General features: G+C 69.5%; 14 protein-coding genes and 2 pseudogenes. 4 read left to right on the top strand and 12 right to left on the bottom strand.

The features are described from left to right. Nucleotides 1-48: 48 nt before the first annotated feature. The 3 genes from G6R20_RS18885 to G6R20_RS16045 form a co-directional block, all read right to left on the bottom strand. On the bottom strand, nt 49-1,395 hold the full coding sequence (locus tag G6R20_RS18885) for a circularly permuted type 2 ATP-grasp protein (RefSeq protein ID WP_240341516.1): 1,347 nt from the start codon (nt 1,393-1,395) through the stop codon (nt 49-51). Between the two features lie 16 nt (nt 1,396-1,411). Beyond that, complete coding sequence (locus tag G6R20_RS18890) at nt 1,412-2,632, bottom strand: glutamate-cysteine ligase family protein (protein WP_240341517.1); 1,221 nt, start codon at nt 2,630-2,632, stop codon at nt 1,412-1,414. 73 nt (nt 2,633-2,705) lie between these two features. Next, nucleotides 2,706-3,506, bottom strand: coding sequence for a crotonase/enoyl-CoA hydratase family protein (locus G6R20_RS16045; protein ID WP_067720055.1), 801 nt, complete (start codon nt 3,504-3,506; stop codon nt 2,706-2,708). A gap of 548 nt (nt 3,507-4,054) precedes the next feature. Between G6R20_RS16045 and G6R20_RS16050 the strand changes: the two genes are divergently transcribed. After that, nucleotides 4,055-4,756 carry a GntR family transcriptional regulator gene (locus G6R20_RS16050; protein WP_043566242.1) on the top strand — a complete coding sequence of 234 codons (702 nt, stop codon included), beginning with the start codon at nt 4,055-4,057 and terminating at the stop codon, nt 4,754-4,756. A 253-nt stretch (nt 4,757-5,009) separates the two neighbouring features. On the opposite strand, the pseudogene fadD5 reads toward G6R20_RS16050, so the two are convergent. From fadD5 to G6R20_RS16075, 5 genes and pseudogenes are all read right to left on the bottom strand, one after another. Beyond that, nucleotides 5,010-6,601, bottom strand: a pseudogene (gene fadD5, locus G6R20_RS16055) (fatty-acid--CoA ligase FadD5). A 59-nt stretch (nt 6,602-6,660) separates the two neighbouring features. Further along, nucleotides 6,661-7,452 (bottom strand): enoyl-CoA hydratase-related protein, encoded by a 792-nt coding sequence (locus G6R20_RS16060; protein ID WP_163376974.1) that lies wholly within the window; start codon nt 7,450-7,452, stop codon nt 6,661-6,663. After that, entirely contained in the window at nt 7,449-8,435 is a 987-nt protein-coding gene (locus G6R20_RS16065) for a nitronate monooxygenase family protein (protein WP_205475924.1), read from the bottom strand. The genes G6R20_RS16060 and G6R20_RS16065 overlap by 4 nt, the downstream gene beginning before the upstream one ends. Nucleotides 8,436-8,748: 313 nt before the next feature. After that, nucleotides 8,749-9,828, bottom strand: coding sequence for an oxygenase MpaB family protein (locus G6R20_RS16070; RefSeq protein ID WP_163376976.1), 1,080 nt, complete (start codon nt 9,826-9,828; stop codon nt 8,749-8,751). Between the two features lie 6 nt (nt 9,829-9,834). Continuing rightward, nucleotides 9,835-11,331, bottom strand: a complete 1,497-nt coding sequence (locus G6R20_RS16075) for an aldehyde dehydrogenase family protein (protein WP_067720070.1) — start codon at nt 11,329-11,331, stop codon at nt 9,835-9,837. Nucleotides 11,332-11,465: 134 nt separating this feature from the next. On the opposite strand from G6R20_RS16075, the pseudogene G6R20_RS16080 reads away from it, so the two are divergent. The 3 genes and pseudogenes from G6R20_RS16080 to G6R20_RS16090 all read left to right on the top strand — a co-directional run bounded on the left by G6R20_RS16080 (nt 11,466) and on the right by G6R20_RS16090 (nt 13,881). After that, a pseudogene (locus G6R20_RS16080) lies at nt 11,466-12,607 on the top strand (acyl-CoA dehydrogenase family protein). 45 nt (nt 12,608-12,652) lie between these two features. Further along, nucleotides 12,653-13,030 (top strand): DUF4334 domain-containing protein, encoded by a 378-nt coding sequence (locus G6R20_RS16085; protein ID WP_163376977.1) that lies wholly within the window; start codon nt 12,653-12,655, stop codon nt 13,028-13,030. 50 nt (nt 13,031-13,080) lie between these two features. Continuing rightward, entirely contained in the window at nt 13,081-13,881 is an 801-nt protein-coding gene (locus G6R20_RS16090; protein WP_061228349.1) for an LLM class F420-dependent oxidoreductase, read from the top strand. Nucleotides 13,882-13,937: 56 nt separating this feature from the next. Here G6R20_RS16090 and G6R20_RS16095 read toward each other — a convergent pair whose 3' ends face one another. From G6R20_RS16095 to G6R20_RS16110, 4 genes are all read right to left on the bottom strand, one after another. Continuing rightward, nucleotides 13,938-15,233, bottom strand: a complete 1,296-nt coding sequence (locus G6R20_RS16095) for an ISL3 family transposase (protein ID WP_163376978.1) — start codon at nt 15,231-15,233, stop codon at nt 13,938-13,940. A 252-nt stretch (nt 15,234-15,485) separates the two neighbouring features. Then, nucleotides 15,486-15,710 (bottom strand): hypothetical protein, encoded by a 225-nt coding sequence (locus G6R20_RS16100; RefSeq protein WP_120285617.1) that lies wholly within the window; start codon nt 15,708-15,710, stop codon nt 15,486-15,488. 6 nt (nt 15,711-15,716) lie between these two features. Further along, entirely contained in the window at nt 15,717-16,664 is a 948-nt protein-coding gene (locus G6R20_RS16105) for a carbohydrate ABC transporter permease (RefSeq protein WP_235027836.1), read from the bottom strand. After that, nucleotides 16,661-17,650, bottom strand: a complete 990-nt coding sequence (locus tag G6R20_RS16110) for a sugar ABC transporter permease (RefSeq protein ID WP_163376979.1) — start codon at nt 17,648-17,650, stop codon at nt 16,661-16,663. The genes G6R20_RS16105 and G6R20_RS16110 overlap by 4 nt, the downstream gene beginning before the upstream one ends. Between the last annotated feature and the right edge of the window lie 160 nt (nt 17,651-17,810).

Genomic DNA, 17,810 nt, shown 5'->3' on the forward strand with positions numbered 1-17,810 from the left:
CGCGGGCGCACCCGCACCCGCAGCAGCTCTCCGCGCCCGGCGCGGGGGTCACCGCATGATCCACGTGTCCTTGCCGCCGCCGCCCCGCGAGGAGTTGACGATCATCGATCCCGCCGGCGCGACCCGGGTGAGCCCGGCCGGGACCGCGTGCGCGGTGGTCCTGCCCCCCTCGCGTCGGACGTGGGCGAACGCGCGGAGGTCCACGTGCCGGCGCTGCATCCGGGTCCCGTCGAAGGTCGGCAACGTGGACAGGGGCACGACCTCCTGGGCGATGAACCCCTCCGGCCGGGTGAGCAGGTCCTCCCGGCGGGCGGCCAGCTCCGCCTCCGAGCACTCCGGCCCGATGGTGATCCCGAGTCCGCCGTACCCGTCGATCGGCTTGACCACCAGCTCGCCGAGGCGGTTCAACACGAGGTCCCGCTGCGTCCGGTCGGCACACAGGTAGGTGGGGACCTGCTCGAGGATCGGGGTCTCCCCCAGGTAGAAGTCGATCATGGCGGGGACGGAGGCGTAGACGGCCTTGTCGTCGGCCACCCCGTTGCCGAGGGCGTTGGCGATGGTCAGGCGTCCGGCCCCGAGCGCGTCGAGCAGCCCGTCGCGCAGCGGGATGCCCTCGTCGCCCGGCGAGCTGAGGAGCATGTCCTCGTCTATCCGGGCGTACATGACGTCCACCCGGTGCAGATCGCGGCCCGCGCGATGGTGCAGCACCCCGTCCCGGAAGGTGAGCCGGTCGGGCGTGACCAGCGGCAGTCCGGTGCGCTGCGCGATGAGTCGGTGCTCGAACCAGGCCGAGTCGGTCGGCCCGGAGGAGACGACCGCGAGCTGCGGCTCGTCCCCGGCGGCCGGCGGCGCGGCCGCCTCGAGCGTCTCGCGGATCATGCCGAACGCCTCGTCCGGCGCGTGGAGATCGAACCCGCCCGTGAGGTCGCCGAACAGGGAGGTGGTCATCTGTCGCAGGGCGTGGGAGAAGGCGATCCCGGAGGGCACCCGGACGTTGTCCTCCAGCACGAACCACGTGCCGTCGTCCCCGCACACCAGGTCGATCCCGCAGATGTGCGCCCGCGTCCGACCCGGCCGCTGTACGCGTCCCGTGCTGCGGTGACCGGGGGCGCGGTCCAGGGACTCGGGCGTCATGTGCCCCGCGCGCACGAACTCGCGCTGGCCGTAGATGTCGTCGAGGAAGGCGTCCAGGGCGCGGGCGCGCTGCTCCGTGCCGGCGGCCAGCACCCGCCACACTTCGGGCGAGATGATGCGGGGTACGAAGTCCATGGGGAACGCCTGGGGCCGCTCCTGTCCGGTGACCCGGAACGTCACCCCGGCCACCGAGGCCTCCTTCTCCGCCGTCACCTGTCGCGACCGGAGCCGCACGGTGCCCGCCCGGTCCAGGGCCGACATCACGGGAGCGTAGGCCTCACGGGGGGGCACCCCCCTCCTCGACCGCCTCGTCCCAGCTCGGGTCGGCGTCGAGGCCCTCGATCGGTTCGTAGACGCCGAACAGTCGTGAGTGGGCATCGGGGACCGCCGACCGGGGACCGCTGATCCCGGCGGTCTCCGCCGCGAGCAGGTCGACCACGTCGTGGGGGTGCCCCCGCCGGCGGAGGGCCTGGCGCTGCCGGAACGCACTGCTGCCGTTGTAGAGCGCGTTGTCGAGCAGGGTGCGCACGGTGTCGAGGTCACCCGACCGGTTCAACTCGCCGGTCAGGGACTCCACCAGATCCGAGACGACGTCGGTGGCGGGCCGGGCCCGGAAGGTGACGGGGTCCACGAGATCACCCTCGAGGCCCGACCGGGCCGCGCGCCACAGGGCCGCCCGCAGCCTCGTCTCGGCGGGGGCCGCCGACCCGGCGCCGTCGGCGACGGCGGTCGCCTCGCGCTCGACGAGGGCCCGGAACAGAGCGGCGGCCAGAACGGTGGCGTCGGCGGAGGGACAGGCGTCACCCACCTGCAGCTCCACGGACCGCCGGTCGGCCCCGGGCTGCACGCCGAAGCCGACCATCGACGCATCGACGACCACCCCGCTGGCCACGAGGTCGGCCACCAGCTCGTCGTACTCGGCGGCCGAGCACACGCCCGCCACGGGCGCCGCCGTGGGCCACTGCGAGGCCGCCACCGAGCGGCAACTCGCGTAGCCGGAGTCCGACCCGTCCCTCAGGAACGGCGAACTCGCCGTGAGCGCGAGGAACACCGGCAGGTACGGCGCGATCCGGCAGGACACCGCGACAGCCTCGTCTGCGCCATGGGCCTCGACCCGGATCCGGACGCCACAGTAGATCTGATCCCGGGCCAGGTACTCGTAGTCGGCCAGGAGTCGACGAGTCCTCGGCGTCTCGTCGACGAGGGCGGATCCGGGGGGCACGAGCGGGACGGCCCCGGCGGCGACCACCGCCAGCCCGAGCTCGGCCCCCGCCCCGTTGAGCCCCGCCCGCTCCGCGCGGAGGGCCGACCGCAGCTCCGTCGCGGACCCGGCAGGGGCGGTCGCGGCGCGGATGACGCAGTTGCGCAGTTCCTCTCCCGAGCCACCTCCACCCCGCAGGGCCAGCAACTCCGCCGCCCGGGGCGTCAACTCCCTGCTCGCGGTGTCGAGGACGTGCAGGTCCTCTTCGACGACCATCGACCTCAACACTGCTTCCATAACGGAAATGTAGGGCCGGGGGGCGGAGTTCACATCCGGTCGGGCTGGGGGATGGGTCTCATCGGATCCGGGTTCAGCGCGCCTTCCACACCGGGGCACGCTTCTCCGCGAACGCCCTCGGGCCCTCGGCCGCGTCCTCGGAGGTCATGACGGTGATCATCTCCGTGTCATTGACCTTCCACTGGTCGACCTCCGCCGGACGCCCGCCGTCGGTGATCCCGAGCGCGACCCGCTTGGTCCCCTGGACCGCCAGCGGCGCGTTGGCGGCGATGGTCCCGGCGAGCTCGAGCGCGGTGTCGAGCAGCCGGTCGGCCGGGACGACGTGGTTGATCAGGTGCAGGTCGAGCGCCCGCCCGGCGGTGATCGGCTCGCCGGTGAGCATCATCTCCATGGCCACCCGGTGGGGCAGCTGGGCCGGCAGCCGGAACGCGCCACCGGCGGCGGCGATGAGCCCACGCCGCACCTCCGGCAGACCGAACACCGCGTGGTCGGCGGCCACCACGAGGTCGCAGGCCAGGGCGATCTCGCAGCCCCCACCCAGTGCGGTGCCGTTGACCGCGCCGATCACGGGGACCGAGACGTACTGCTGCATCATCCCCGCGAATCCCCACTGCCGGTTCTCGGCCGGGAAGATGTCCTCACCCCGGGAGATGGCCTTGAGGTCGGCGCCCGCACAGAACGACCGCTCTCCCGCGCCGGTGATCACCACGACCCGGATCTCGGGATCGGTGTCCGCCTCGTGCAGCGCGTTGCCCAGCAGCGTGCTGACCTCGCCGTTGACGGCGTTGCGGGCCTCCGGGCGGTCGAGGGTGACGAGTAGGACGTGGTCCCGGCGCTCGGTACGGACGGCGGGACGGTTCTCGGTTGACGTCATGGGCCCAGTCTCGCCCGGCTGTGGCCGCCCCGCAGCCCCTCCGCGCTATTCGGCCCTCTCCGCAGGAAAGTTCGTGCGGATGTCCGCGCATCGCACGCTCGAGTGGCACGGCCGACGTCGCTGCGCGTAAACGCATCCTTCCCCTCGGCCGGTCCCGGTGCGGGGCAGGTCCAGGCGCCCCGCCGGTCGGACACCGTGCCCCGCCGGTCGGGCTCCATGTCGCGGGTCGGGCTCCATGTCGCGGGTCGGGCTCCATGTCGCGGGTCGGGGGCGCCACTCGCGGGTCGCCGACGGTCGCCGCGGGGCCACCGCCGAACTGTCGCCGATTCCGACCCGCGCTGCAGCGCCCCGAGGAGACGGGCCGGTCGAGGGTTGTCATAACCGAAACGAAGGCGAGCGAGAGATGTTTCACGTGAACCCTTCTCGGCGGTGGGTGGATGCCCCGCCCCCGGCGAGGTAGTGTGAGCCACTACAGATATATTTGATTTAGATCATCGGTCTCGGCGCTCCGGGTGGGTGCCCTTCTCTTGTGGAATGAGGTGGCGGACGTGGCCCCCACACGACTCGGCCAGCGCCCGCAGCTCTCCGAGGAGGTCGCCGACCACGTGCGGACTCGGATCATGAGCGGCGATGTCCGCCCGGGGTCCTTCATCCGGCTCGACGAGACCGCCTCCGCACTCGGGGTGAGCGTGACCCCGGTCCGGGAGGCACTACTCACCCTGCGCGGCGAGGGCCTCGTCGATCTGGTGCCGCGGCGCGGCTACCTGGTCTCGCCGATGAGCCGCCAGGACATCGAGGACATCTTCTGGCTCCAAGCGGAACTCTCCAAGCGCATCGTCGACCGGGCCATCACCCGCTACGACGCGGAAACTCTCGAGTTCCACGGTCGTCTGATCGACGAATTCGAGAAGGCATCCGCGTCAGATGACACCGACGGCGTGGTGCACGCCCAGTACGCGATCCACCGGTGCCTCAACCGGGCTTCCCGCTCGGACAAGCTGTCCCGGTTCCTGTCCAACGCCGCCCGCTACATGCCCTACCGGCTGTACGCGGACGACCCCGAGTGGCGTGCGGGCGCACTGACGGACAACCGCCGCATGCTCGAGGCGCTGCGTGACGGCGACGTCGAGACGGCCCACGAAGTGGTGGACGCCGAGTTCACCGGTGGCGCGAGTCTGCTCATCGCCCATCTCGAGCGAGCGGGCGTGTGGGACGACGAGCGCGCACCGGAACTCGACCCCGAGCACTGAGTCCCACTTCAGTGATCGGTCCGTCCGCACTCTCCACCTCAGATCGGTTTGAACAGGATGCGGTGGGTGGCCGTCCGAACCGTCCGGGGGAGTTCGTCGGGCCGCGTGCGAACTCCACGGGATTCCGAGTTCATCCCGGAACGGTCGCTGCAGGAAGCCGGTGGTCGCGCACCTGTGGATCCGGCCCGACGATAGAGCTGGTGAGCACTTCCCTGCTCTCCCGGAGTGGTCGGACGGGAGCCGTGACACCAGCTCAGACGCCCACGGTGCCGTGCTCGGAACGCAGTGTGCCCTTGACGACCTTGCCGCTGGCGTTGCGGGGGAGTTCGTCGACGTGGACCAGATGCTTGGGGAGCTTGAAGCCGGCGAGCTTGTCCCGCAGCCACTCGCTGAGCTCCTCGAGGGTGAGATCGGCAACGCCGTCCTCCACGTTCTGGGCGACCACTGCGACGGGGACCTCGCCCCACCTGTCGTCCTTGCGGCCGATCACCGCGACCTCGCGGATCCTCGGGTGCCCGGCGATGATGTTCTCCACCTCGGCGCAGTAGATGTTCTCGCCGCCGGAGATGATCATGTCCTTCTTGCGGTCCACCACGTAGACGAAGCCCTCGTCGTCCATGCGGACCAGGTCGCCGGAGTGGAACCACCCGCCCTCGAAGGCCTCCGCCGTCTCCTTGGGCTTGTTCCAGTAGCCGGACATGGTGGTGGGACCGCGGTAGACGATCTCGCCGACCTCACCCGGGCCGACGAGCTCGCCGAAGGCGTCGACGACGCGGGCCTGGAGGGTGGGGATGACCTTGCCGACGGAGCCGATCTTGCGGATCGCGTCATCGCCGTCGAGGGCACAGGTGATGGGGCTCATCTCGGTCTGGCCGAACACCGCGCAGTTCAGGGCGTCCGGGAAGGTCTCGGCCATGGCGCGCAGGATCGTGTCGGTGGACGGGGCCGCGCCCCAGGAGATGGTGCGCAGCACCAGGCTGCGCGGGCGGGCCTGCTGCTCGGCACAGACGGCCTGCCACTGCACGGGGACGAGGAAGATGCTGGTGATGTGCTCGGCCTCGAGGGTGTCCAGGACCGCTGCGGGGTCGAAGGCCTGCAGCGGGTGGACCACCGTGACGCCGCCGAGTTGGAGGCTCGGCGCGATCGAGCCGAGCGCCGCGATGTGGAACATCGGGGCGGCGCACAGTGCGCGCCCGTCCTCCTCGAACAGTCGGAACACCCGGATGCAGGTCAGGGACTGCGCCGTGAGGTTCTCGTAGGAGAGCATCGCGCCCTTGGGGCGACCCGTGGTGCCCGAGGTGTACATGATGAGCGCGGTGGAGTCCTCGGGGACGTCGACGGGCTCGGCGGCTGGCCCTCCTCCGCGATCGCGTCCGCGTACGTGGTCTGGTCGGGCGTCCCCGGTTCACCGCCGATGACGATGTGGTGGCCCGGCTCCTCGCCCTGGGCGCGGATCGCGCCGACGAGCGGGGCGAGCATCGCGTCGGTGATGACGCCCTTCGGCGTGCAATCGCTGACCAGGTAGGCGAGCTCGCCGGGGGTGAGACGGAAGTTCACCGGGACCGCGATGGCACCCAGCTCGTTGATGCCCAGGACCGCCTCGACGAACTCCGGGTTGTTGAGCGTGATGAGCATGACCCGGTCGCCCCTGCCCACACCGCGGCGGGCCAACGCGTCGGCGAAGCGGTTGCTGCGGTCGTGCAGCTGGGACCACGTGGTGGTCTGGCCGAGGAACCGCAGCGCCTCGGCGTCGGGCTGCATCTCGGCGTGGGTGGCGACCCACGTGTTCCAGTTGTTGCGACGTGCCGCGTGGAGTTCGGCGATGGGATCCGTGGCGGTGGTCATGATCTCGGCCTTTCGTCGGGCGGTGGGTGACGGGAGGGGCAGGTGACAGGAGGGACGGTTCAGGAGAAGTTCGGGCGCCGTTTCTCGAGGATCGAGGACACGCCCTCGGCGAAGTCGGGGGAGATCAGCAGCTCGCACTGGCCCTCGAGTTCCCTGGCCAGGGCCGCGTCCAGCTCGGCGAGCGTGGCCCCGGTGACGGCCCTCTTGGTCAGTTCCAGGGCGCGGCGCGGACCCCGGGCCAGTCGGCGGGCGAGCTTCGCGGCGGCGGGCTCGAGGTCCGCGGTCGGGTGGACCTCCATGGCCAGTCCGACGTCGTGGGCCTCCGCGGCGGAGACGGCGTCGCCACGCAGCAGCATGCGCGAGGCGATCGACCGTCCGACGGCCGCGGGCAGCAGCACGCTGGCGCCGCCGTCGGGCATGAGTCCGATGTTGGTGAACGCGAACAGTAGGTAGGCGTCCTCCGACATGAGGACGAGGTCGGAGGCCAGCGCGAGCGAGACGCCCACCCCGGCCGCCGGGCCGGTGACGGCGGCGATTACCGGGACCGGGACCGTGAGGACCGCGCGGACCAGTGCGGCGGCCCCGGCCATGGTCGCGTCGGGGCTGGGCGCGTCCGCGCCGGCGTCCTTGATCGCCTGCAGGTCAGCTCCGGTGGTGAACGCCCCGCCCTCCCCTGAAAGCACGATGACCCGGGTGCCCGGATCGCTGCCGTGTTCGATGATGAGCTCGGTCAGCGCGGTGACGGTGGGGTGGTCGAGCGCGTTCATCCGGTCGGGCCGGTTGATACTGATCGTGGTCACGCCCAGGTCGTCATGGTCGACCTTGATGGCGTCACGTCCGGTCGCGGTCATCGGACCGTCTCCCCCGCCTCGACCATCCCGGCCAGCCTGCCGGTGATGATCTCCTCAGCCTCGGCCATCATCCGGTCGACGAGCTCCGCCGCGGTGGGCACGTCGTGGATCAGACCCTGACACTGGCCGGCGCTCCAGATGCCCGCGTCCAGGTCGCCGTCCTCGAAGACCTTGCGTCCGCGGGCTCCGGCGACGAGGTGCTGGATGTCGGAGAACTCGGCACCCTGGGCCTCTTTCGACACGACCTCGGCGGAGACGGCGTTGGCGGCCACCCGCGCGGTGTTGTGCAGTGTCCGGAAGATCAGCTTCGTGTCGAGCTCGGTGTTGGCCACGATCTGTTGTTTGACCTGCCCGGCCACCGGCGACTCGGCCGTGCACATGAAGCGGGTGCCCATGTTGGCGCCGTCGGCTCCCAGCGCCAGTGCTGCCACCATGCCGCGGGCGTCGGCGATCCCGCCGGAGGCGAGGATCGGGATGGACAGCCTCGCCGCCGCGGCAGGGATGAGCACCAGGCCGGGGACGTCGTCCTCCCCCGGGTGGCCCGCGCACTCGAAGCCGTCGATCGATACCGCGTCCACACCGAGCTGCTCGGCCTTGATCGCGTGGCGGACCGAGGTGCACTTGTGGATCACCTTGATGCCGGCCTCGTGGAACACCGGTAGGTGGTCCTTGGGATTGGACCCGGCCGTCTCGACGATCTTCACGCCCGACTCGACGATCGCCTGCCGGTACTCGGCGTACGGGGGCGGAGAGATCGCGGGAAGGATCGTGAGGTTGACGCCGAACGGCTGGTCGGTCATCTCCCGGCAGCGCGCGATCTCCTTGACCAGGTCCTCGGGCGTGGGTTGGGTGAGTCCGGTGATGATCCCCAGCGCGCCGGCCTCGGACACAGCGGCAGCGAGTTCGGCGCGGCCGACCCACATCATGCCGCCCTGGACGATGGGATGACGGACGCCGAACTCCTCGGTGAATCGGGTGCGGATCACGGCTGGACCTCCTCGTAGGTGCCACCGGAGGTGGCCTCAGGACTTGGCATGGGCGACTGATCCCTTCTGCAACCGACCGCGATGACGTCGTCCCTCCAGAACGACCATGGATCCGATCACATATATGTGTAAGTGTCGCTACGCGATGCCCACTGTAGCCGGTGTTGTCAAGATCACACCGTGTTCCACCTAACCCGGAAAGCGCACCCATGTGCCCCTCACGCCCTCGTGGGTCACGCACCCTCTCCGGGCATCGGGTTCGGCGTCCCGACGTGCGGAAATCGCGGGGCGCGGCGGCAGTTCCGCCGGGTTAGGCGGCTCCGGTGGAGCCGGCGGCTGGAGCGTGCACGACCGGGCAGGCGACCACCCGGTCGCGCGGCTGGATGGGGCAGGCCCCCAGGTCGGCGGGACGGTAACCCTCCGGGTATCCCGGGTACGTCCGGTTCTCGGTCCCACGGGACCCGAGCTCGCGGCGGCGGACCGGCAGCCACCGCACCACCTTCGACCGCATCCGCAGCGCCGCGTAGGCGGCCTCGCGGAACGCCGGAGGTTGCCACGGGAAGCCGAAGGCGCGGGTCATGTCGTCGTCGATCAGCGCCTGCACGACCTTGCGGACCACCGGCCGGGCCGGCTCCGGGTACCAGGAACACATGAGATCGAGCGTGTACGTCCCGATGAGCTCGTTGGTCCGGGCGTAGCGCATGGTGCGCGCCTCGTAGTCGTCCCGCCAGCGCCGGAACTCCCCGATGCCCTGCGGGATCCCCTTGATCTTCATCCGCTCCCCGACTGCGCGGTAGAAGTGGAACGCCGCGAGCCGTTCGTTCGGATGCAGACGCCGCCAGCCGTTCGCATCGATCCACTCGAGCGGTTCGTAGATGAACGTCGACAACACATAGAGCATGTCGTCATTGGTGATCTCGTACATCGCGTGTTGGCGGTTGATCACCCGCAGCGCCTCCTTGCCGCGGGGCGAGTCGTACCCGTGCTCGACCAGCTCCACCATGAGCAGCGCGGTGTCGTCGTACCGCTTCTGCGGGTGATCGCGGAAGTTGCCCGCCTGCTCCAGGACCGCCGACACCGAAGGGATGCAGTAGGTCCGGTACAGCGCCAGCTCGAGCGCCCGCTGATAGTCCCACGGGAACTCGTACGCGGAGGTGATGCGGTGGATCTCCGCCGCGTCCGCCACCGGATCGAGAGTCGCGATGAGATCACGCCAGTACCAGCGCCCGGGCCTGAACGGGACCCCTGCCGTGAGCGGGTGGTCGACGGCGGCGTCGGCGACGAGGTCGGCCGGGATCGGTCCGAACACCCCGGGCACGGCGGGCCGCTCGGTGGCCGCGGCCCTCGTCGTCGTCGTCACCTCCTCGGTTCTCTCGGAGGTGGCGGTCATCTCACCTCACATCCTTCCCTGGACGTTCGCGAGCATCCACTTGACGATCTTGATGTCACGCGGCTTGCGGGTCATGGTCATGAGGTTCAGCGGGGCCGCGAACTTCTGCGCGGTGATGGCCTTGGGGCGGGCGAACTCGCGCAACCCGTCGGCGCCGTGGATACGGCCGAAACCCGAGTCACCCGAACCGCCGAACGGCAACGCCGGGATGCCGGCGAACGCGAGGAACGAGTTGACCGACACCATGCCCACGTCCAACTTCTCCGCGAGGGCCAGCCCCCGCTTCTTGTTGCCGGTGAAGATCGAACCGCCGAGGCCGTAGCTGCTGGCGTTCGCCTTCTCGATGGCCTCCTCCAGGTCCGCGACAGGGTTGATCACGACGGTGGGGCCGAAGGTCTCCTCGGTGATCGCGGACGAGTTCTCGGGGACGTCGACGAGGACGACCGGCTCGATGATCTTCTCGCCGACCGAGTCCTCGCCGCCGAGTACGGCCCTGCCGCCCTTGGCGATCGCGTCCTTGACGTGCCTGCGGACGATGTCGACCTGCGCCGGCAGCGTCATGGGCCCGTAGCTGGAGGAGATCGAGTTGCCCGGGGTGAGCGCGCGGACCTTGGCCGTGAACTTCTGGACGAACGCGTCGTGGACGTCCGAGTGGACGTAGATCCGCTCCACGCCCGCGCAGGTCTGGCCCGCGTTGCCCATGGCGCCGAAGACCGCCTGGTCGGCGGCCGCGTCGAGATCCGCGTCCGAGTCGACGAGCAGGGCGTCCTTGCCACCGCCCTCGATGACGACCGGCGTGAGCGTCTCCGCGCAGGCGGCCATGACCTTCCGGCCCGTCGCGGCGGAGCCGGTGAACGCGAGCTTGTCGACGCCCGCCCTGCACAACGCCGCGCCCGTCGAGCCGTCGCCGGTGATCGTCTGGATGAGCGGCTGGGAGGCGCCCAGGGAATCCCACACCTCCGCCAGCCACACGCCCACACCCGGCGTGAGCTCGCTGGGCTTGAACACCACCGCGTTGCCCGCGGCCATGGCGTAGGACAGCGTGCCCATCGGGGTGAACGCGGGGTAGTTCCACGGGCCGATCGCGCCGACCACGCCGTAGGGCTGATATTCCACGTAGGCGGCCTGGTTGCTCATGAGCAGCCCGGCCGAGACGGAGCGCCGTCGCAGGACCTTGTCCGCGTTCTTGGCCGCCCACTCCAGATGGCTGACGGTGAGCATGACCTCGAGGGTCGCGTCCTCGTCCGGCTTCCCGGTCTCGGCGGAGATCAGGGACGCCAACTCCTCGGCCCTGGACGAGATCGCCCGCTTGTACTCCAGCAGCCACTCACGGCGACCCCGCGGACCCTGGTTCGCCCACCAGCGAGCCGCGGCACGCGCACGCTCCACGGCGAGGGCGACCTCCTCGGGACCGGCGACGGGGTACTCCGCGAGGACGGTGCCGTCGCGGGGGTCCAGGCTCGCGAACGTGGGGCCGGTCTTGCTGGGCTCGGTGGTCGTCATCTGAGGTCCTCTCGTTACCGATCACATATATTTGATGTAGCGTACCGCGATACGCGCCACAGTAGTCCAGTGTGCACCCAACCGGCACCCCGTGCCAGATACCGGGGCAACCACACAGAAAAACGAGGCGAGAAGTGTTCGACATCCTCACCGAAGAGCAGCGTGAATTCGCCAAGTCGATCGATGACTTCTGCGCGCGCGAGGTCGACGGCGTCGAGAGCGACGCGAGCTCACCACCGAGGGCGGCACCCACTCGCCGCACATCTACTCCAAGATGGCCGAGCTCGGATGGCTGGGGCTGACCGTCCCCGAGGAGTACGGCGGCTCCGACGCCGGCGCCGTCGAACTGTGCCTCCTGCTCGAGCACTCCCTGCGCGGCCTCGCCCCGATCGGCGGCATCGGCCCCACCCTCATCACGGCCGCCGCGTACCAGAAGTTCGGGACCGAGGAGCAGCGTAAACGCGCGCTCGAGCTGGTCGTGAACGGCGGGACCCTGTCCATCTCGATGTCCGAGCCCGGCGCCGGGTCCGACGTCGCCGCCCTGCGCTGCAAGGCCGAGCGCGACGGCGACAACTGGGTGATCAACGGGCAGAAGACCTGGTGTTCCAACGCCCACTTCGCCGACCGCATCCTGCTCGTCGCCCGCACCGACTCGTCGGGCAAGAAGCACGAGGGCATCACGATGTTCGACGTGCCCGCGGACATCGAGGGCCTGCAGATCACCGGGATCGAGACCATGGGCGGCAAGGAGGTCAACGACCTCTACTTCACCGACGTCCGCCTGCCCGCCGACTCCGTCATCGGAGAGGTCGGCGGCGGTTGGGCGCAGCTCATGACCGGGCTCAATACCGAGCGCCTCATCCTCGCCGCCATGCAGCTCGGCGTGGCCCAGCGGGCGTTCGACGACTGCCTGACCTTCATCAAGGAGCGCGAGCAGTTCGGCCGCCCCGTCGGCTCCTTCCAGGTGCTCCGCCACCGTATGGCCGACCTCGCCACCGAGATCGAGGCCACGCGCCTGCTCGTCTACGCGGTCGCCAGGAAGGTCGACGAGGCCGACCCCACGGCCCTGTTCCCGCGTGAGGCCTCCATGGCCAAGCTCAAGGCGTCCGAGCTGAGCAAGCGGGTCACGCTCGAGTGCATGCAGTCCATGGGCGGATACGGGTACGCCACCGAGTACGGGATGGAACGTCTGGTCCGCCAGGCGGTGGTCTCCACCATCTACGGCGGCACCAACGAGGTCCAGCGGGACATCATCGGCAAGACGCTCGGCCTGTGAGCACCGCCGGTACAGCCGGGGCGGCCGGGACCGCCGGGACCGCGGGTGTCGCCGCGCGACGACATCGCGGGCAGCCGCTGGAGGGGCACCGGCCTGGACACCGGGCACCCCATGTTCGGCATGCTCGGGCAGATGCGCTGGTGGGGCAAGGACTTCACCGAGGCCCGCAAGGTGGACCCGATCCTCGTCACCGACGACTCCGGTGAGGTCGTGCCGGACACCTCGGCGACCGGCGGGGGCGGGGCGTCCCTGTGGGAGGTCTCCTTCCGCGGCCGCCCGACCGCCTCCATGGTGTACGACCGCCTGCCGGTGATCGACCACTTCGCCGTCGTCGGACCCGACACCCTCCTCGCGGTGATGAACGGGCGCGGCACCGTGCACGAGGGCGAGCACTTCTGGTTCGTCCTGGAGCGCGAGCGCTGAGACGCACGGGCCGGGTGCGCGGGGCGGCGCCACGCCCCACAATGGGGCGCATGACCCCGAACCCCACGCGCCCGGTCCGCATCGCCGTCCAGCTCCAGCCGCAGCACTCGCCGGACTACGGACTGATCCGGGACGCCGTCCGACGCTCCGAAGACGCGGGCGTGGACGTGGTCTTCAACTGGGACCACTTCTTCCCGCTCTACGGTGATCCCGACGGCGCGCACTTCGAGTGTTGGACGATGCTGGCCGCGTGGGCCGAGCAGACCGAACGCGTCGAGATCGGCGCCCTGGTCACCTGCAACACCTATCGCAACCCCGACCTGCTCGCCGACATGGCCCGGACCGTCGACCACATCTCCGGCGGCCGCCTCATCCTGGGCCTGGGCAGCGGATGGTTCGAGCGGGACTACGCGGAGTACGGCTACGAGTTCGGCACCAAGGGCTCGCGGCTCGACGACCTCGGGCACTCCCTCGAGCGGATCGAGCAGCGCTTCGCCACGCTCACCCCCGCCCCGACGCGGGACATCCCCGTGCTGCTCGGTGGCGGCGGTGAGAAGAAGACCCTGCGGCACGTGGCCCGCCACGCCGACATCTGGCACTCCTTCGTCGACGTGGAGACCTACCGCCACAAGTCGGAGGTGCTCGCCGGGCACTGCGCGGACGTGGGGCGCGATCCGGGCGAGATCGAGCGGTCGACGGAGATCGGCGGGGCCAGCTCACCCGACGAGGCGAAGCGGCTCGCCGAGGACCTGCACGCCGAGGGCGTCACCCTCTTCACGGTCGGGCTCAACGGCCCCGACTACCCGCTGGACCTGGTCGAGTCGCTGGTGGCCTGGCGCGACGGGCGATAAGCCGGCGCGCCGGCGCTGAACCTGCCCGTCGGCGCCGGAAATCCGGCTCTTATGACTCATGCGTGGGCCTTTTGGCGGCCGGGGAGGGTGGGACGGTGGCCGCCGAGGTTGAGCATGGCCAGGGCGATGAGGGCCTCTGGTGAACGGAAGCCGAAGGCCATTCGGGTGATGAGGCGGATCTTGGTGTTTACCGATTCGATGAGCCCGTTGGAGAGGCCGTGTTCGATCGAGGCAAGGATCTCGGTCTTGTAGGTGCAGATGGTGCGCTGCAAGTGGACGAACCGTTCGATGCGGCATCGTCTGGCCCAGCTGATCCACGCTTCCAGGGCGTCTCTGGCCTCGTCGATCGGGAGTTGGAAGATCAGACGCAGGCCTTCTTTGAGCAGGTAGGCGCGGTACAGGGTGGGTTCGGTCTTGGCGATCCACGCCAGCTTGGCACTCTGCCGGGTGGTGAGATTCTCGGGGTTCTTCCAGAGCGCATATCGGGCGTGCTTGATGTCCCGGGCGTAACCGCGGGCCCGGTTGACCTTGTTGGCCAGACGACGTTCACGCAGTTGCCGTTTGTCGCCGCGGGCCTCGTTCCACACCTGTCGACGCACTTCATCCAGGGCATCGGTGGCCCACTTGACCACGTGGAACGGATCGGTACAGCGCACCGCCTCGGGGCACGCTCGGGCTACGACGTCGCCGATCCACTTCGCCCCGTCAGCGGTGACATGGGTGATCTGCCCACACCGGTCGGCCCCGAGAGCGTCGAAAAACGCCTGCACGGTGGCTTTGTCCCGGCCAATGGCAACCCACACCAGGCGACCGGTGTCGTGATCGACCACGATGGTCAGATACTTGTAGTTGCGCTTGTAGGAGATCTCGTCGATTCCGATCCTCCGCAGACCGGCCAACGGATCGGTACCGGCGACGGTGTCGGCCCAGACGCGGGCGATGATCGACCCCACCGTGCGCCAGGCGATGCGCATCAGCTGGCACGTGGCGCTCTTGGAACACTGCGTGGCCAGCCACGCGACCTGCTGGTCAAAGGGTCTGGTGTGACCGGCGCCGTGGCGGGCCCAGGGCACCTGACGCACAGTGGGACCGTGCACGGGGCAGCTCACTCGCGGCGAATCGGCCTCGAGAAACACCATCGTTGAGCCCATATCCAGACTGCGCCAGCGGCGTCGGCCAGCGCCGTTGTCGTACCGGGCCGCCGGCGTCCCGCAGACGCCGCACCGGGCCCAGTACCCCCTTCGAGGGCGAACATGTGCGACCACGATCTGCTCGTTGTGGTCGAACTCGACGTTCTCGATAACCGTTCTCTCGACGCCCAGCACCGCACGCCATAGGCTGACACCTCGCACGCCGTTCTCCGCTCTTCGGTTTGGACTTAGACACCCAAAACCTAAGCCGAGAACGGCGTGCTTCTACCCGAGATCCACCGAACGACCCATGGACAGGTCACAAGAGCCGGAAATCCGCTACTTGGATTCCGAATCCGCTATCCCGATCGGCGTAGCGAATCCGCATTCCGAGTAGCGGATTTCAGGCTGGATTGGAACCGGGGCGGGCCGGGCGGGCTGGGGCGGGCGCGTGTCGGCGCGGGCCACGGCGGGTCAGCCCCGCTTGACCGCCCGGTCGACCCGGCGCCACGTCCGGTACGTGTACCCCGACGCCACGAGCATGAGCACCAGCACGAGCGAGGCGAAGATCGACGGTCGCCCGGTGAGGATCAAGCCCACCGCGTTGACCAGCGCCAGCACGGTGAAGAACCCGACGAACCCGCCGATGACTTCCAGCCGCTGCCGGGCACCCAGGGCGTCACCGCCGCTCCGAGCCACCGCCGGTCAGCTCTTCAGTCCGCCGGCGGTGAGGCCGGAGATGATCCGCCGCTGGAAGATCAGCACCATGATCACCAGCGGCACGGTGACGAGCGCGCCGGCGGCCATGATCGCCGCGTGCGGCGGCAGATACGGATTGACGCCGGAGAACCGGGCGATCGCCACCGTCACGGGCTCGGTCGCGGTCGTGGACAGCTGCTGCGAGAGCACGAACTCGTTCCACGTGATGATGAACGCCAGGATCGCGGTGGTGAACAGGGCCGGCGCGGCGAGCGGGAGGATGATCTTGATGAACGCCTGGCCGCGGGTCGCACCATCGACGCGGGCGGCCTCCTCCAGCTCCCACGGCAGGTCGTTGAAGAACGACGTGAGCGTGTAGATGGTCAGCGGGAGCGCGAACGAGATGTTGGGGATGATGAGCGCCTGGTAGGTGCCGATCCAGCCGATGTCCGTGAACAGCTGGAACAGCGGCGTGACCAGGGCGACGCCGGGGAACATCGACGCGGCGAGGATGATCCCGGTGACGAGGAACTTGCCCCGGAAGTCGACCCTGGCGAGGGCGTAGGCGGTGAACACGCCGAACGTCAGCGCGAGGGCGGTGGTGATCGAGCTGATGAGCACGGAGTTGATGATCGCGCCCAGGAAGTTGTTGCCGCCGTCCGTGGCCAGCGCCTCACGGAAGTTGTCGAGCGTGAGGTGCGAGGGCACCGGGCTGGCGGAGAAGATGAACCGGTTGTCGCGGAACGCGGTCACCAGCATCCAGTAGAACGGCGCGAGTCCCCAGATGAGGATGAGTAGCGCGCCGACGTAGGTGCTGACGGTGGGGCCGAGCGGTTTGCGTGGTGGCTTGATGTCCTCGTCGTCGCGGCGCCGGTCGGGGCCGCGGGTCGACGACGACGAGGTGGTCGTCGGCGTGGTCGGCGAGGTGCTCGGTTCAGACGCTCGGTGACTCACCGGATCTCCCCCTTCTTGCCCGTGCGATCCTCCACGACGTTCGCGCCGAGGAATTTGACCATGATGTACGCGACGGCGAAGACCAGCAGGAACACCAGTGTCGATATCGCGGAGGCACTGTTGAAGTTGCCCATTCTCATCTCGTTGACCACCAGCATCGACACGGTCGCGGTGGGCGAGTTGGAGTTGGCCGACACGAGGATGACGGGCAGGTCGTACATGCGCAGCGCGTCGAGGGTGCGGAACAGGATCGCCACCATGAGGGCGGGACGCACCAGCGGAAGGGTGATGCGGACGAATTGCTGCCAGCGGGACGCGCCGTCCACGCGGGCCGCCTCGTAGACGTCACCGGGGATCATCTGCAACCCGGCGAGGATGAGCAGCGCCATGAACGGCGCGGTCTTCCACACGTCGGCGATGATGATGGCCATACGGGCGTAGAACGGGTCGGTGGTCCAGGCGATGTTCGTGCCCAGGATGGTGTTGGCGATCCCGTTGGGGGCGAAGATGAACGCCCACAGCTTGGCCGTGACGGCGGTGGGGATCGCCCACGGGACGAGCACGGCGGCACGCAGCAGGGAGCGTCCCCAGATGCTCTTGCCCATGACCACGGCCATGGCGAAACCGAGTACCGTCTCGAGGGAGACGGTGGTGACGGTGAAGAACAGCGTGTTGCCCATGGCGGGCCAGAAGTCCACGGACGAGACGCCCGGCGGACAGGTGACCGTGCCGTCGCCGCCGGGAGCGGGGCAGGCCTGCGTCAGCCAGTAGAGGTAGTGCTGGAAGCCGGCGAACCCGCCCTCCGAGAACATGCCCGTGGCCGGGTCCAGGCCGCGGTCGGCCATGAACGACAGGTACACCGCGCGGATGACCGGATACCCGATCACCACCGCGAGGATGGCCAGGGCCGGACCCACCATCCACACCGGCCGCCAGTCGAACTTCTTCTCGACCAGTGGCGCCGGGGACTTCTCGCTCGTCGTCATCGCCTCGCTCCTCGCCGGATTCGCGCCCGCCCCACCAGGTAGACCGGTGGGCCCCGGGAACGTTACCCGGGGCCCACCTGCCCTGGTCCGACAGCCGTCTGTCGCCGGACCGTGTGCCGATCACCCGGACCGCGGTGATCGCTGACCTCGTTCGATCACC

The organism is Dietzia sp. Alg238-R159 (assembly GCF_900537145.1).
Lineage (GTDB): Bacteria > Actinomycetota > Actinomycetes > Mycobacteriales > Mycobacteriaceae > Dietzia > Dietzia kunjamensis.